Annotated in this window: 18 protein-coding genes; 10 read left to right on the forward strand and 8 right to left on the reverse strand. The window is 62.0% G+C overall.

The genetic code is table 11. From position 1 onward, the window contains the following. Positions 1-5 precede the first annotated feature (5 nt). From AC1DJW_RS03170 to AC1DJW_RS03180, 3 genes are all read left to right on the forward strand, one after another. Positions 6-386 (forward strand): hypothetical protein, encoded by a 381-nt coding sequence (locus tag AC1DJW_RS03170; protein ID WP_021473549.1) that lies wholly within the window; start codon positions 6-8, stop codon positions 384-386. 36 nt (positions 387-422) lie between these two features. Further along, on the forward strand, positions 423-686 hold the full coding sequence (locus AC1DJW_RS03175; RefSeq protein ID WP_476900680.1) for a hypothetical protein: 264 nt from the start codon (positions 423-425) through the stop codon (positions 684-686). Positions 687-841: 155 nt separating this feature from the next. After that, positions 842-1,564 (forward strand): HD domain-containing protein, encoded by a 723-nt coding sequence (locus AC1DJW_RS03180; RefSeq protein WP_476900681.1) that lies wholly within the window; start codon positions 842-844, stop codon positions 1,562-1,564. A gap of 53 nt (positions 1,565-1,617) precedes the next feature. Here AC1DJW_RS03180 and AC1DJW_RS03185 read toward each other — a convergent pair whose 3' ends face one another. Next, positions 1,618-1,887: a hypothetical protein gene (locus AC1DJW_RS03185; RefSeq protein WP_476900682.1), complete on the reverse strand. Its 270-nt coding sequence runs from the start codon at positions 1,885-1,887 to the stop codon at positions 1,618-1,620. Between the two features lie 119 nt (positions 1,888-2,006). Between AC1DJW_RS03185 and AC1DJW_RS03190 the strand changes: the two genes are divergently transcribed. Next, positions 2,007-2,204 carry a hypothetical protein gene (locus AC1DJW_RS03190; protein ID WP_476900683.1) on the forward strand — a complete coding sequence of 66 codons (198 nt, stop codon included), beginning with the start codon at positions 2,007-2,009 and terminating at the stop codon, positions 2,202-2,204. A 295-nt stretch (positions 2,205-2,499) separates the two neighbouring features. Here the strand turns inward: AC1DJW_RS03190 and AC1DJW_RS03195 are convergent, their stop codons facing one another. After that, complete coding sequence (locus tag AC1DJW_RS03195; RefSeq protein WP_476900684.1) at positions 2,500-3,510, reverse strand: IS110 family RNA-guided transposase; 1,011 nt, start codon at positions 3,508-3,510, stop codon at positions 2,500-2,502. Between the two features lie 416 nt (positions 3,511-3,926). On the opposite strand from AC1DJW_RS03195, the gene AC1DJW_RS03200 reads away from it, so the two are divergent. Next, on the forward strand, positions 3,927-4,586 hold the full coding sequence (locus AC1DJW_RS03200) for a hypothetical protein (RefSeq protein WP_476900685.1): 660 nt from the start codon (positions 3,927-3,929) through the stop codon (positions 4,584-4,586). A 189-nt stretch (positions 4,587-4,775) separates the two neighbouring features. On the opposite strand, the gene AC1DJW_RS03205 is transcribed toward AC1DJW_RS03200, so the two are convergent. Next, a complete protein-coding gene (locus tag AC1DJW_RS03205) occupies positions 4,776-4,982 on the reverse strand; it encodes a hypothetical protein (protein WP_476900686.1) in 207 nt (68 codons plus the stop codon). 84 nt (positions 4,983-5,066) lie between these two features. Here AC1DJW_RS03205 and AC1DJW_RS03210 point away from each other — a divergent pair, with 84 nt between their 5' ends. Next, positions 5,067-5,252 (forward strand): GNAT family N-acetyltransferase, encoded by a 186-nt coding sequence (locus AC1DJW_RS03210; RefSeq protein ID WP_476900687.1) that lies wholly within the window; start codon positions 5,067-5,069, stop codon positions 5,250-5,252. Between the two features lie 505 nt (positions 5,253-5,757). Here AC1DJW_RS03210 and AC1DJW_RS03215 read toward each other — a convergent pair. From AC1DJW_RS03215 to catA, 5 genes are all read right to left on the reverse strand, one after another. Then, positions 5,758-5,952 carry a hypothetical protein gene (locus tag AC1DJW_RS03215; RefSeq protein ID WP_476900688.1) on the reverse strand — a complete coding sequence of 65 codons (195 nt, stop codon included), beginning with the start codon at positions 5,950-5,952 and terminating at the stop codon, positions 5,758-5,760. Beyond that, on the reverse strand, positions 5,949-6,182 hold the full coding sequence (locus AC1DJW_RS03220) for a GNAT family N-acetyltransferase (protein ID WP_476900689.1): 234 nt from the start codon (positions 6,180-6,182) through the stop codon (positions 5,949-5,951). Before AC1DJW_RS03220 ends, AC1DJW_RS03215 begins: the two co-directional genes overlap by 4 nt. A gap of 348 nt (positions 6,183-6,530) precedes the next feature. After that, entirely contained in the window at positions 6,531-6,809 is a 279-nt protein-coding gene (gene catC, locus AC1DJW_RS03225; protein ID WP_476900690.1) for a muconolactone Delta-isomerase, read from the reverse strand. Positions 6,810-6,835: 26 nt separating this feature from the next. Next, complete coding sequence (locus AC1DJW_RS03230; protein WP_476900717.1) at positions 6,836-7,936, reverse strand: enolase C-terminal domain-like protein; 1,101 nt, start codon at positions 7,934-7,936, stop codon at positions 6,836-6,838. Positions 7,937-8,186: 250 nt separating this feature from the next. Further along, positions 8,187-9,071 carry a catechol 1,2-dioxygenase gene (catA, locus tag AC1DJW_RS03235; protein WP_476900691.1) on the reverse strand — a complete coding sequence of 295 codons (885 nt, stop codon included), beginning with the start codon at positions 9,069-9,071 and terminating at the stop codon, positions 8,187-8,189. A gap of 329 nt (positions 9,072-9,400) precedes the next feature. Here catA and benA point away from each other — a divergent pair, with 329 nt between their 5' ends. The 4 genes from benA (at position 9,401) to AC1DJW_RS03255 (ending at position 13,891) form a co-directional block, all read left to right on the forward strand. Beyond that, positions 9,401-10,786, forward strand: coding sequence for a benzoate 1,2-dioxygenase large subunit (benA, locus tag AC1DJW_RS03240; RefSeq protein WP_476900692.1), 1,386 nt, complete (start codon positions 9,401-9,403; stop codon positions 10,784-10,786). 35 nt (positions 10,787-10,821) lie between these two features. After that, complete coding sequence (benB, locus tag AC1DJW_RS03245; RefSeq protein WP_476900693.1) at positions 10,822-11,358, forward strand: benzoate 1,2-dioxygenase small subunit; 537 nt, start codon at positions 10,822-10,824, stop codon at positions 11,356-11,358. A 131-nt stretch (positions 11,359-11,489) separates the two neighbouring features. Next, positions 11,490-13,064 carry a benzoate 1,2-dioxygenase electron transfer component BenC gene (gene benC / locus AC1DJW_RS03250; protein WP_476900694.1) on the forward strand — a complete coding sequence of 525 codons (1,575 nt, stop codon included), beginning with the start codon at positions 11,490-11,492 and terminating at the stop codon, positions 13,062-13,064. Next, entirely contained in the window at positions 13,064-13,891 is an 828-nt protein-coding gene (locus AC1DJW_RS03255) for a 1,6-dihydroxycyclohexa-2,4-diene-1-carboxylate dehydrogenase (RefSeq protein ID WP_476900695.1), read from the forward strand. Before benC ends, AC1DJW_RS03255 begins: the two co-directional genes overlap by 1 nt. The last annotated feature ends 11 nt before the right edge of the window (positions 13,892-13,902 follow it).

Consider the following 13,902-nt stretch of genomic DNA (forward strand, 5'->3'; position numbering starts at 1 on the left):
TCACCATGTCCTTCCTCGAGAAGATCGGATTCGTCGAGACCGCCGAGCAGGAGGCCCAGCGCCTCGCGCAGTCGCCCGAGGGCTCGGCCAACCACGAACTGTCCAAGCTGCCGGTCACCATCGAGCAGTGGCCCCAGGACCTGCTCATCGAGCTGCCCTGGCACGCCACCGAGCGGGGCTCAGGCCACCGCGTCGTCGTGGTGCCCATCGAATACCGCGGCGAGGCCCGCACCGAGGGCGAGGAAGAACCCCGTCCTCGCAAGCGCCACGCCGGTTGGTGGAACTGCGCCGTCGTCGCCAGCGACCACCCCAGCTACCCGGTCGGCGGCTACCGGCTGAGCATCCCCGCTGCCGAGCTCGCCCGCGGCAAGCGGATCGAGCTCTGAGAGAACACATCCCACGACGAAAGAGCGTGAACCACCATGCCTGACACGATGCAGACCACCGGCCGCCGCGAGCGGATCCGCCGGAGTGTCGGCAGGACGCTCCTCGTCACGGGGATCGTGCTGAACGTCCTCGCCCTGCTGCCCGCGATCGCAGCCAGCGCCTGGACCGGTCACTGGACGGCGAGCGTGGTGCTCGTGGTCCTGTCCGGTGCGGTCTGGGCTGCTGGACTTCTGGGCCTGAAGACCTGGGCTGCGCGGCTACGCCGTCACAACGACACCCAGCCCAGCCAGCACCAATGACCAGTCGCCCTGCCTGATCTCACCAGAGCCCCGGCTCCTGCGCTCCGGCGCGGGGTCGGGGCTCTCGCTCTGTCTCTGAGGCGGGTCCACGCGCTGCGGGGCAGCGCCTGGTGTTTTGCAACAGCAAGAGAACCATCCCGAACAAAGGAAGAGCCATGACCACCCTGACCACGACGCGTGTCCCGCTCAAGCAAATGGACCCTGCGATGCTCGTGTTCGAACTCGAGCGGGAGATCCAACACCTCATGCCCGGCACCACGAACACGGAGCTCGTGACCCGCGCAGCTGCGAGGGCCTCGTTCCTGCACCGGAAGCAGACCCGCTTCATCAGGGGAGACATGCCTCGCGTGCCGTACATCGAGCATCCGCTGCGCGTGGCGTTGCGCCTCCTGCGCTGGGGCGTCACCGACGCTGAACTGATTGCCGCAGCACTGCTGCATGATGTCGTCGAGGACTGCAGCAAAGAGCTGCTTGCTGCTTTCGGCCAGCCGGGTGAGGATCCCCTGGGCTGCCTGGCACGGCTGTACGGCCGGCGCGCCTCGGTGCTCGTTGGGGCGGTGACCACCCCTAACGGCAGCACCTCCTACGAGGAGCACCTCACGCGGCTTGCCAACTCCGGTTCCCGGGCGCTGCTCATCAAGGCCAGCGACCTGAAGGACAACGCCGGTTCGATCCGGCACCAGCTCGGCCACGGCCAGGATTCGCGCATGTACCGCATGCTCTTCAAGTACATGCCGGCCGTCGAGATCGTCGGAGCAGGTCTGCGCCGTTCGCTCTGCTGCCCTGCGACCCAGCAGTGCACCATGGCCGCCATCGCCGCGATGGAAGATCTCAGCCACGATCTGGCAGCCCTGTCGGCCGAGCATGGCATCGACTGAACACCCCGTCGGCCTGGAATCCACCAGCACAGCAAGACCTCCCTGGCACAGCTTCAGCTGTCGCCGGCGAGGTCTCTTTTTTTGTCGCTGCCCTGCGTGCCTCTACGGTCTCGTTTCCGTGAACGGAAAATTGATGTCCCCCATAAGAAGGGTCCGAGCAGGAGTGCAAGCACTGAAAAGCCCATGAGCCCGAAAGCGAAAACCGCCGGTCGCTCTTCGTGCAGCTGCTTGAGCCGCGCGACGATGCTGGTCTTCTCGGGGCCTTCGCCAGACCCACGCTGGTCCTTCTGGGGTCCGTCGGTGGTCTCGTCGTGGTCGGTCATGGTACTGATCCCTCCGTGGGTCGGTTTGTGGTCTGTTGCTGGTCGGACGATGGTCTCTATCGGGGCCTTCTGTGGTTCCAAACAGCCCCGAGCTGAGCGGCACGACAATGTCGCCGACCATGAGCACGCTCATCGACAGCAGTGCGAGGCCGAGCACGTACGCGACCGGCAACTGCTTCTCGATGTGCCCCGGCTCTGGCCGTCTTAGCACGCGGGCCAGCCATCGCCGAATCGCCCTGAACCCCTCAACCGGAACCCTTCTGCTCCCGGTGTCATGGAACCCGGGCGCCGAATACTTCACCTACCTCGACGACTGATATGTAGGAAGTTTTGTCAATAGGCAGAGGTGAGCGGCTCCCGGCTTTGCGCGGGGGGCCGCTTCCTTTGGTGCCGTCCGGGTGTGGCGGTTGTGCTGGCGAGTCTTGTATGCGACTGGCAGTGTCAGACTGATATTCGCGGGTTGGATTACCGCATGACGATTGTTCGGCTGGGGCGTATCGCTGTCTAAGATCAAGCGTCAACGGTGTCGCCCGTTTGCTCATAGTCGCTCTCTCGAGTTAGCCCCAAAGTGCTGCCACGTCACGTCCGCCATGCGCCCGGATGGCACGTTTATCAGGCCGCGGTCATGCGTTCCCCCTGCTGCAAGGGCGCGGCCAGAGACCAGCACCAGCCGGCGAGTTCCCTGGCGATCGCGGTGTTGGCTGTGACGGGTCGTTTCTTCCGGGCTTCGAACACTTCCCATTTGTGGTGGAGCCGGTGGTTGCCTTCCAAGGCGCGGATGCGGGTGGTAGGGGCGACCAGGTCCAGTTGGCGCACCAGGCGGAGCCCGGGCCGGGAATACGGGCGCTGGTGTTGCCAGGCCGCCTCGATCAGGAGTTTGCGGGCGTACTTGCTGCCGGCCTTCGTGATCGGTCCCTGGTGCCGGGATGGGCCCGAGGAGGTCTCGCTGGGAACCAGCCCCAAATAGGAGCCGATAGAGGACCCGGTGAAGCGGGTCCAGTCGCCGATCTCCACGGCGAGTCCGAACCCGGTCGTGACCTCGATGCCACGCAGGCACCTCAACGCATCGACCACCGGCGTGTATTGGCAGTTCCTGGCAACCGCCGCGACGCGTTGGTCAATGCGCTTCAGCTGCGCTGCGAGCAGTTCGGCCTGCTCGACATCGGCCTCGTAGGTGAACTGCAGCACCGGGGAGCCAAAGTGCTGCCGGTGCAGCCAGAGCCCGTGTTCCTTGGTCCACTTTGTTTCTTTCGGATACCTGATTCCGTGCCGGAGCAGGATCGCGTTCAGACGCTGACGGGCATGGGCCAGGTCCTTTGCGGCCGCTGCCCGCAACCGGGACAGATCCCGCAGGTCTTCCTGGGCAGGGGTCGGCACCCTGATCTCGGTCACGGTGCCCAGTGCAAGCATCTCGGCCAACACGCGGGCGTCTCTTTTGTCCGTTTTGACCTTGTCGCCCGGGGCGCGCAGCAGCTTCGATGACGCCGCGACCACGCAGTCAATGCCCGCTTCCCTCAGGAGCCGGGCCAGTACGTAGCCTGTCGGCCCGGACTCGTAGACGGCCTTCACCGGTGCCTCGAAGCGGCGCATCCAGTCCAGGACCGTGGCCGGGTCCGCGGCCATGGTTGCCCGGACCAGTTCCCCCGGTGGCCGGGACCAGCGCGCATCCCACGACGTTCACCGCGTGAACATCGAGGCCAATGAACGTATGCTCAAACATAGCCGGGACCTCCCAACCCTCACATGTGGCACTACCATTCCAACCCCGACGGGGCCGTCACGGCCAAGGGATGCGCCAATGGCAACCCACGGACCTGTGAAACAGAAGGCCCCGGCCCCACAGCCGCGGCCCGCTCCCGGCCCGCCCGGATACAAGGCGGCATCACCGCCGGGTGATAGGTCCGGCCGCGCCCCCGCCCCACATGGAAACGGACCACGCGAAGCCGGCGCTGCAGGGCCGCCCGGCGACAATGGCCGCTCCTGACGGGCCGGGTGCTGAACCTGCCCCATTCATATCTCTAAGAACGGGCCAAAGCACCATGCAACCTTTCTCCCTGCGGAAAACACTTCTGATCGCCGTCGCCCTCGGCGTCCTCATCATCGTCATGGTCATCAGCGCCCTGAACAAGGCCGCCGGCCAAGATCAGGACAATGACCCGGTCGAGGGTCAGGAAAACATCCAGCCAGCCCCCGCAGCATCACTTGAACCAAACCCGGTGCAGGGCCTCCCCGAAGAGGACAGGGACCAGATCCCCCAGATCATCCGGCAGTTCGGCACCGCCTACGCCTCCCACTCCTGGCTGGACAGCGAAGCCGGCGTCTGGCTTGAAAAGACCAAGCCATTCACCACCGCCGCGTACCAGAACGCATTGGAGGCCGAGTTCGCCGGCAACGAAGACAGCCCGTCGTGGGCCGCCTTCAAAAAAGCACAAACCAAGACCGCCCCCGAAGCCATCACCACGGTCATTATCAGCGCATCGGGCGCGCGCCTAGCTGAGAGCCGCACCCGATGTCCGGCAGGACGGCAAAGCGGCCCTCAATACAGCCGGCCCTCCAGGCGCCGCAACGAGCTCGCTTCCTCGTCCACAGCGAATCCACCGACCTCGCCGACAGGATCCTGCGCCGCAGCCTCAGCAACAGGGAAAACGTCGTCGTCGAAGGAACCCTTTCCTGGTCCGGCCTTCGCGACCGCAACTTGAATAGTTCGCCAGCAACGACTACCGCAAGATCACCATCCTCGACGTCGAGGTCGACCAGCCCACAGCGATACGCCAGGCGCGGCTCAGATGGTGGGACGGCCGCCAAGAGACCATCCAAGGACTGAGCTCTCTGGGGGGTCGCTTCACCCCGCGGGAAGCCATCGACTTCCTCTACAGCCGCGGAAACCGCTACAGCGCCTGCAACACCAACGCCGTCGACTTCTTCAACGACCCACGTACCGGCATCTTTGACAGTGTCCGGCTCATCGTCGAAGACAAAACCGCCGCCACAGTGCCGTCACGAAAATACAAACTGGAGAATGGCGCACTCACCAGCGCTGCGCCACGGTACCTGGCAGAGGAGATGCCGCCGGCGGCATCTGATCCGGGATCCATGACGGATCCGTTGTCGGCTATCTTTTAGCCCGCTGTCGCGCCGCTTTTCTGGCCAACGGCCCGGTTGCCTGGGTCTAGGAAATCATGGTTGCCGAGCGAGCACGCCGGAATGGTGTGGGACAGGCTTTGATGCTTGCAGCCGAGTCGTGGGCCCAGGCGCAGGGCGCTGCTTATGTGTCGTTGGCAAGCCGTCGTGCCGGTGATTTCTATCTTGCCCTCGCGTACGAGGATGCAGCGACCTTCTTTAAGACGCCACTCAATGCCCCTTAAGGCGCCGAGCGATGGACCCACATGTGGCGGCCGATCAATGATGCCGCACTCAAAAGGACAGGGCAGCGGAGTGGTGCCCTTGGGCGGGGCGGGCAGCCCGAGACTGGCAATGGCTAGAATTCACCTGCCCTCAGTTCCAGGAACTATGAGGTCTGCCCGGAGACGTGTCTCATCGGCGGCGAAGAATTTGTCCTCCTTGGCCATCCAACGATGCCAAAGTTTCCCGTGACTTTCTCCATCTCGATCTATGCCGCGTCGCAGACGCTCATCCTTTGAAGCCTCCACCCACATCGCGAAGGCAATCTTGCGGATGCTCTCGCGTCTGGTGGACGTGACTCCTTCGATGAGCACCACCGGAGACCAGTTCATCGTTGCCCACGCTCCCACGGAATCACCGAACTCATCGCGCTCCCAATCCCTTTGCTGATAGTGGGCTGGTTGCCCGCTAAGTAGAGGGTTTCAGGATCCGTTCCTCGAACCTGGGCCGCCAGCCAGCAAGATTGTTCTAGGAAATGAAGTCATCAATTGGGATGACAGGGGCGTTTAGCAAGGGAGCCATTTCCCCGGCCAACGTGCTCTTGCCGGACCCGGAAGGCCCATCAATTCCCACGATCTTGATGCCGTGAACGGCGTGTGCACTCAGCACGGCTTTCAGGATGTTCTGCAAGGCGGCATTCACGTGATGATCCTCCGGGCTCATTGAATGTGGCTGTCAGCCGGCAATGGCGGTTGAATCACCGCCCCGCCCAGATAGCGAACCTGTATTAGTCCAGCATTGGTAGGACGGAAACCGCATGCATCGCGGTAGAAACGCTCCAGGTGGTCCTCGAAGTCAACATGCAGCCATTCGCAGCCTGCTCCCCTGGAGTGCTCCGTCTCAGCCGCCACGAGTCTTTTCCCGATGCCCTTCCGGCGCGCCCGGTGCGCCACCAAAGTGTCTTCGATGAAGGCGTGCCCCCGCCCGTCAGATTACGTTGACGAAGCCTACGAGCCCCTGATGGTAGCGCGCGGTGACCCATCCCAGGCAGAGGCGCGAGAGCCGATCAGTCCAATCGTCGTCAAAATACGCATGGTTGAAGCCTTCGGCGTGCAAATGATTGATATCTTCGTTCCGAAACGCCCCACGCCAAGTGATAGTCATGCTGAACAGCATTGCAGCGGGCAGACCCCCCGTCCCCCAAGCGTCTGGGATCCTGCTTGGCGGGCGGAGTGTGCCTTGTTGGTAGCGGCTTTCAGAGGATTCCGCATATTGCTCCTGAAGGGGTTGCGGGCGCGTCGTTAGCGGATGGAGTTGGGATGATTGGCTAAGGGGGTGACCGTGATCTTCATGTAGGGAAACATCGGAAAGCTGCTGAGAACACCATGCAGCTCGTCGTTGGTTGCGACGTCGAACACCGAGTAATTGGCGTACTCGCCGACAACCCGCCATATTGACGCAAGGCGGCCTTCCTGTTGCAGCTGCTGGGAATATTCCTTCTCCAGTCCCTGCAAACGGGCGACGTCCGCTTCTGAAAGATGCGGTGGGAACTGCACGTCCATCCGCGTCAAGAACAGCATTCTTCTTCCCTCCTTGATGGTCGAGGCTAGGACAGCCTGTATTTAGCGAGCTTGTCCTCGTCGATCTCAGCTCCCACGCCGGGAAGATCGCGAACGGAAATCGTGCCATCGCTGATCCAGAGTGGATCGGCGAGCAGGTCATCGGACATATCTAAGAAATTAGACAGTTCTCCGGCCTGGCGGCTTGTGGCCTCGTGGGCGGCACCGAACGTTACTGTCGCGAGCGAGCCGACCTGAGTATCGATCTGGTTGCCCATGGTTACGTCGATCCCAAGTCCCGTGCAGAGCCCCAGAATCTGGCTTGCCTCAGTGAAACCTGATCGTGCGGTCTTGATGCAGATGGCATTACAACCGCCGGAAAGGAGCTCCCGAGATGCGTCCCCTGCCGTGGGGACGGATTCGTCACCCACCACAGGGATAGGTGACTTGTCGACCAGGCGCCGGCGGCTCATTGCTTCCTTGGCATCACATGGCTCCTCGAGCCGGGTGAGTCCCAGGCCCTCGGTGCGGCGTAGCACCTCGAGAGCCTCGTTGGCGGTCCAGCCCCGGTTGGCGTCCAGGTAGATTTCCACATCGTCGCCGAGACCCTCGCGCAGTACGTTGCATGCCTCCACATCAAGTTTCAGCGGCCGTCGGCCCACTTTCAGCTTGAACGTGGTGATGCCGTATTCCTCGCCGAACCGCAGGGCCTCATCCAGGAGTTCGTGGGGGGGCCGGAAGCCTAGCATGTGGCTGACCCGCATCCTGTCGGTAAATCCTCCCAGGAGTCTGTGGACGGGCGTTCGGAGTGTCTTTCCGATCGCATCCCACACAGCAATATCCACCGCGCCTTTCGCAACCTGGTTGTGGATGGTCCGTCCCAGCACCGCATGGATCTGTGCCCTGTCTGTGACCTCCAGACCGATCAATTGCGGGGCGAAGGTCTTCCCTATGATCGCCCCAATAGACTCTTGGGTCTCGCCGTAGGTATACGGGCGGGGAGGTGCGTCTGCAATACCTACAACACCGTCGTCGGTGTACAGGCGTACCAGGACGTGGTCAGCATTTGCGACCTCACCGCTGGCAAACTTGAGAGGATGCCTATAGGGAATGGAGTAGGGAATCACTTCAATCCGTTCGATTTTCAACGGCACGGCACCTTTCATGTGTTGCGGGAAGGGTCATGGCAGACGGGGCACTGCTGCAGGCGCTAGGCATAGCGATGGAAATCCGCTGAAGGAGTTTCGTGATTCCGTTATCAACCCACAACACTGAAGGCCTCACGGCCAGCAGGCTGGCAGGGAATGAATTCGCCGCTTCAGAAGTGCCCCGGAGCCTTCCGGTCCGGGGCGCTTCATCTGGACCGCCGGCCTTGGCCGGGGCAGGCGCGTCAGCTGCTTACTTGGACTCACCGACGCGGGCGAGAACGTAGTCGTAGACAGCTTCCTCGCCAGCTACGCCATCGATGCGCGATTTGGGGTCGAGAATCAGTTCGGGCTTGACTGCGGAAGCGATGTCGTCGGCGTTGTGCGGGTCTCCGGGGAAGTAGAGCTGCTGGGTCACCGGCTGGAATCCGGGGGCAGAAGCCTTGATGTGGATATGGGCCGGCCGCCAGGCGTGCCACCCCGCTGCGCTGATAAGCTGTCCGCACGCTCCGTCAGTAGGGATCTGGTATGGAGCGGGACGCATGGTGTTAATGGTGAAGTGGCCTTCGTTATCCGCCTTCACCGTTGCGCGGAAGAGCCACTCCGGAAGGCCCGGTGCATACTGCGAGTAGAAACCGGCCGCATCGGCGTGCCAGATTTCAATCTGTCCGCCCTGGATCGGGTTGCCGGCGGTGTCGGTGAAGCGGCCGCTGAAACGCAGTGGCGTTCCCTCCTCATATTCCCGCATCTCGACGGTGGCGGGGGATTCGAGCACCGGAGAGTCCGGGACGTAGTAGGGGCCTTCAATGGTTCCCATGGTGCCGGGCCGGTCGTGGGAGTTGACGTCCTCCACGGTGTGTTCGAGCCACACGTCGAGGAACAGGGGCCACTCGCCGTCGGTGCCGACCTTAATCAACCACGCCTTCAGCACGTTGTATTCCTCGTACGTGACCTGGTGTTGTTTGACGATCTGATTGGCAGCCTCGATGAGGGCGCCGGCCAGCAGGTTTACGCGCTCCTTGGGCACCCCGATGCTTGCAACCTTGCCAGAGGCGGCGAAGCGCTCAGTGGCCTTTGAACCGGCCTCTACAGCAGTTCCCTCATATTCTGTACGGGTGTCGTTCTGAACTTCAGTCATGGTGATCTCCACTCATCTTTGTAGCGGGGGACGGGAAGGGCTTTCATCTGTCGTGAAGAGCCGCGGCAACGGGAGCGCGCGGACCTAGGCTTCACGTGACATCCAACCTCAGATTAGGCGGCGCATAAGGACGCAACAAATATTGATTGGCGTCCAATTATGTCAAGAGAATTACCTAAACGAACCCTTGGTCGAACCTAGGGATTTGCCTGATGTGAGAGCCATCGCCCTGAGCCAGACTGGCTCGCATACATGTTTCCTTCGGCAGGAGCCAATCGTCTTCGATACGCCGCCCGCCAACCCCAAACTCTCCATAGAAGGAGTAGGTCATGACCGAGAACCTGAGTCGCGTCCGTGAGGTCCTTGCCGACGCCGTGATCGATGACCGTGAAAACGGCGTGATCCGAGCCAAGCGTGAAATCTTCACCAATGAAGAAATCTTCGAACTCGAGATGAAGCACATCTTCGAGGGCAACTGGGTTTATTTGGCCCACGAGTCCCAGGTTCCCAGCGTGGGGGACTACTTCACCACCTACATCGGGCGAACTCCTGTCGTGATCACCCGGGACAAGGACGGTAAGGTCAACTGCATCGTCAACGCCTGCGCCCACAGAGGCGCAATGCTGTGCCGCCGCAAGACAGACAACCGCACCACCTTCACGTGTCCCTTCCACGGCTGGACGTTCAAGAACTCGGGCGAACTGCTGAAGGTCAAGGACTCCCGCAATGCCGGATACCCGGAGACCTTTAACAAGGAAGGCTCCCATGACCTCACCAAGGTCGCCCGTTTCGAGTCCTACCGCGGCTTCCTGTTCGGCTCGCTTAACGTCGATGTTCTCCCGCTCGAAGAACATTTGGGAGATGCCACCAAAGTCATCGACTCGATCGTCGACCAGTCACCCGAAGGGCTTGAGGTCCTGCGGGGTTCCTCCACCTACACTTACGACGGGAACTGGAAGGTGCAAGCCGAAAACGGCGCCGACGGCTACCACGTCACCGCTGTCCACTGGAACTATGCAGCCACCACGGCACGCCGGAGCGCCGGCGACTCAGCCAACAAGACCAAGGCCATGGACGCCGGCAAGTGGGGCAAGGTCAAGGGCGGATTCTACTCCTATGACCATGGGCACCTGCTCCTCTGGCAGGAATGGACCAACCCCCAGGACCGCCCCCTGTGGGACCGCCGTGACGAACTCGTCGAAAAGTACAGCGAGGAAATGGCGAACTTCATGATCAACATCTCCCGCAACCTTTGCCTATACCCGAATGTCTACATCATGGACCAATTCTCCTCGCAGATCCGGCACTTCCGTCCCATCTCCGCTGACCAGACCGAGGTGACGATCTACTGCATCGCCCCCAAGGGCGAATCCCAGGAAAGCCGGTCCAAGCGCATCCGTCAGTACGAGGACTTCTTTAACGCCACCGGCATGGCCACTCCCGATGACCTCGAAGAGTTCCGCTCCTGCAACAAGACCTATTGGGCCACCAGCGCCCCGTGGAACGACATGACCCGCGGCTCCACCCACGAGATCCAGGGCCCGGACGAGCAGGCACAGGCGTTGGGCATGACCCGGGTCATCGCCTCAGGTTTGCGTACCGAAGACGAAGGTCTGTACCCCATACAGCACGGGTACTGGAAGGAAGTCATGGACCGTGCCCTGGCGGAGGAAGAGGAGCGTTCGGCGCTGGAATCCGTACCAGTCACCGCCTGACCGAACCAACGGAACCAGAGAGAGCTGCAAAACCCATGACAAGCCTTACCACCCCCGCCACCTCATTCAAGACCGCCGAGCAAATCGCCAACCTCGAAACAGTGCGTGCCTTCCTTTACAAGGAGGCCCGTCTGTTGGACGACCGCCAGTTCGATGAGTGGCTGCAGTGCTATCACCCGGACTCTGAGTTCTGGATGCCGGCTTGGGACGTAGATGACCGCCTCACGGAAGATCCCCAGAACGAAATATCACTCATCTACTACGACAACCGCGGCGGAATTGAAGACCGCGTGTTTCGCATCAAGACCGACCGCTCGTCGGCCACATCGCTGCCGGAACCGAGGACTGGACACAACATCACCGACATCGAGATTATCGAACACCACGGCGACCAGGTGAAGGTCCGCTTCAACTGGTTCACCCTGTACTTTCGCTACAACAGCACAGACATGTACTTCGGTACGAGCTTTTACACGATCGATCTCTCCGGCCGCGAACCGGTGATCCTCAAAAAGAAAGTCGTCCTGAAGAACGACTACATCCACCACGTGGTGGATGTCTACATGATCTGACGGTTCGCACCTGTCGGCCGTGTTCGCTAGAGGTCACGGCCTGAAGTGTCCGGCAGGACATGACCTCATACGAGACAACAGCACTAACTTTCGGGGATCGTGAAGACGCGATTCCCAACCAGGAGGAAATCATGGGGTATCAGGTAGCCCTCAGCTTCGAGGACGGCATCACCAAGGTCATCAAGGTCGGCGACTACGAGACCGTCCTGGACGCAGCGTACAAGGCGCGCATCAACATTCCGTCGGACTGCCGTGACGGTGCCTGCGGCATCTGTAAGGCTTTCTGTGACTCGGGCTCCTTCGACCCGGGCGACTTCATTAACGACGCGATGACGGAGGAGGAACTCGAGAAGGGCTACCTGCTCACCTGCCAGGCGGTCCCGGAGTCGGACCTCGCCCTTCAAATTCCGGCGACCTCGGAGTCCGCAAAGACCTCCGCGGCCACGTTCACCTCCACTCTCGTTGAGCTCGACAAACACTCGGAGTCCACGATCTCCTTTGCACTGGAGGTCCAGAACCGGGATGCCCTGGCGTTCCTGCCCGGACAATATGTAAACATCAAGGTCCCGGGCGCTAAGGCCGAGCGCTCGTACTCCTTCAGCAACGGGCCCGACGCCGAGAAGGCATCCTTCATGGTGCGCATTACGCCACAGGGCGCAATGTCGGAGTACCTCCGTGAACGGGCTGCTGTTGGGGACACCATCGAGTTCACGGGCCCATATGGTTCATTCTTCCTGCGCGACCCCAAGCGTCCCCTGCTGCTGCTCGCAGGCGGAACGGGTCTCGCCCCGCTGCTGGCAATCCTGGAGAAGCTATCCCAGAATCCGCCCTTCACCCCGGTGCACCTGATCTACGGTGTCACTCGGGAAGCCGACATCGTCGGGCTTCACTGGCTGCGCGCCTACGAGGCCAAGCTGCCGGACTTCACTTGGGACTACATCGCTTCCGAGCCGGGCACCTCGGCGCCTCACACCGGCTATGTCACCCAAATCATCGAGCCCGCCCACCTCAACGATGGCGATGTCGACGTCTACCTCTGCGGGCCACCGCCCATGGTGAACGCTGTCTCCAAATGGCTGGACAGCGAAGACATCCATCCTGCCAACTTCTACTTCGAACGCTTCGCCCCGAAGGAGAGCACCGGGGGCGATGCCGAGACCGGTGCCCCGGCCCCAGCGGAGAAGATCCAGGCCGCCGGCGACACTATCAGCCAGGCTGAGGCCGTCTCATCACTTGAGACCGGCTGGCTGGATTTCCGCAAGGAAGACTGCTTTGCGCAGCTGGATGCCCGTATGGGTCTGGAACTCGCCGTCAGCGAGCTGCTACTGGGACGCCTCAGTGAGGAGCAGCTGCGTCAGTTCCGGCGCCTCGCCGAAGCCACCACGCGCTCTGTCAGTGCAGGGACCGTCCAGGATCCGGAGGAGTTTGCGCGGACAAACGAAGAGTTCCACGAATATCTCTTCATGGTCTGCAATAACCCAACCCTGCTCGAGTCCTACCGCAGACTTGACGTCCACGCGCAGATGGCGGCCACGTTCGAAACCGGAACCCGGATCTTCGAGCGGGTCACGCGAGACCACCTTGACCTCGTGGACGCTTTTGAACGCGAGGACAAGTCACGGGTCCGTGAACTGATCACGGGCCACGCGCAGGCAGCCAAGGAAACGATGGCCGGAGCGATCGACGCCAAGACGGCGGTTTACTGATGGCAGCGCCATACGCTGGACAGTTCGTCACCCCTGGCCGGTATGCCGGCAAGATTGCCGTGGTGACGGGGTCAGCCCAGGGAATCGGCCAGAAGGTTGCACAGCGCATTGCAGCAGAGGGGGGCGCCGTCGTTCTGGTGGACAGGGCCGAACTGGTCCATGAAGTGGCCCGGGAAATCGGGGAGGCAGCACAAAGCTCCGGTTCGGGCGGCTCAGCCACGTCCGTGACGGCCGATCTGGGAACCTTCGCCGGCGCGCGGAACGCGGTGGATGCAGCGCTGGGCACGCACGGCCGTGTGGACGTTCTGGTCAACAACGTCGGGGGCACCATCTGGGCACGGCCCTATGAAGAATACGACGAGGAAAAGATTGAAAAGGAAATCCGCCGGTCGCTCTTTCCCACTCTTTGGAGCTGCCGAGCCGTGCTGCCCTCCATGCTGGATCAAGGCTCCGGCACGATCGTCAATGTCTCGTCGGTGGCGACCCGCGGCCTGCATCGTGTCCCGTATGCCGCGGCCAAGGGGGGAATCAACGCGCTGACCCAGTCGCTGGCCATGGAGGTGGCCGGCCGCGGCGTCCGCGTGGTCGCGACAGCTCCGGGCGGCACCGAGGCGCCACCGAGGAAGGTTAAGCGGGGGCCCGAGGCTGAATCCACGACCGAGCAGGGCTGGTACCAGACCATCGTGGACCAGACCGTAGAGTCTTCCTTCATGAAGCGGTACGGCACGCTTGATGAACAGGCTGCGCCGATCGTCTTCATGGCATCCGACGAGGCTTCCTATGTAACGGGAAGCATCCTTCCGGTGGCTGGCGGAGACCTCGGTTGAGTCGGCTGTGA

The sequence above is a fragment of the Arthrobacter sp. 05L417 genome (assembly GCF_056397865.1).

What these genes read in the sequence shown, in the direction of transcription:
- catA (WP_476900691.1), bottom strand. Translation starts at nt 9,071, where the DNA reads ATGACTGAAGTTCAGAACGACACCCGTACAGAATATGAGGGAACTGCT.
- AC1DJW_RS03205 (WP_476900686.1), bottom strand. Translation starts at nt 4,982, where the DNA reads ATGGATCCCGGATCAGATGCCGCCGGCGGCATCTCCTCTGCCAGGTAC.
- AC1DJW_RS03210 (WP_476900687.1), top strand. Translation starts at nt 5,067, where the DNA reads ATGGTTGCCGAGCGAGCACGCCGGAATGGTGTGGGACAGGCTTTGATG.
- AC1DJW_RS03215 (WP_476900688.1), bottom strand. Translation starts at nt 5,952, where the DNA reads ATGAGCCCGGAGGATCATCACGTGAATGCCGCCTTGCAGAACATCCTG.
- benA (WP_476900692.1), top strand. Translation starts at nt 9,401, where the DNA reads ATGACCGAGAACCTGAGTCGCGTCCGTGAGGTCCTTGCCGACGCCGTG.
- AC1DJW_RS03255 (WP_476900695.1), top strand. Translation starts at nt 13,064, where the DNA reads ATGGCAGCGCCATACGCTGGACAGTTCGTCACCCCTGGCCGGTATGCC.
- AC1DJW_RS03185 (WP_476900682.1), bottom strand. Translation starts at nt 1,887, where the DNA reads ATGACCGACCACGACGAGACCACCGACGGACCCCAGAAGGACCAGCGT.
- AC1DJW_RS03180 (WP_476900681.1), top strand. Translation starts at nt 842, where the DNA reads ATGACCACCCTGACCACGACGCGTGTCCCGCTCAAGCAAATGGACCCT.
- AC1DJW_RS03190 (WP_476900683.1), top strand. Translation starts at nt 2,007, where the DNA reads ATGAGCACGCTCATCGACAGCAGTGCGAGGCCGAGCACGTACGCGACC.
- benB (WP_476900693.1), top strand. Translation starts at nt 10,822, where the DNA reads ATGACAAGCCTTACCACCCCCGCCACCTCATTCAAGACCGCCGAGCAA.
- AC1DJW_RS03195 (WP_476900684.1), bottom strand. Translation starts at nt 3,510, where the DNA reads ATGGCCGCGGACCCGGCCACGGTCCTGGACTGGATGCGCCGCTTCGAG.
- AC1DJW_RS03175 (WP_476900680.1), top strand. Translation starts at nt 423, where the DNA reads ATGCCTGACACGATGCAGACCACCGGCCGCCGCGAGCGGATCCGCCGG.
- AC1DJW_RS03200 (WP_476900685.1), top strand. Translation starts at nt 3,927, where the DNA reads ATGCAACCTTTCTCCCTGCGGAAAACACTTCTGATCGCCGTCGCCCTC.
- benC (WP_476900694.1), top strand. Translation starts at nt 11,490, where the DNA reads ATGGGGTATCAGGTAGCCCTCAGCTTCGAGGACGGCATCACCAAGGTC.
- AC1DJW_RS03170 (WP_021473549.1), top strand. Translation starts at nt 6, where the DNA reads ATGTCCTTCCTCGAGAAGATCGGATTCGTCGAGACCGCCGAGCAGGAG.
- catC (WP_476900690.1), bottom strand. Translation starts at nt 6,809, where the DNA reads ATGCTGTTCTTGACGCGGATGGACGTGCAGTTCCCACCGCATCTTTCA.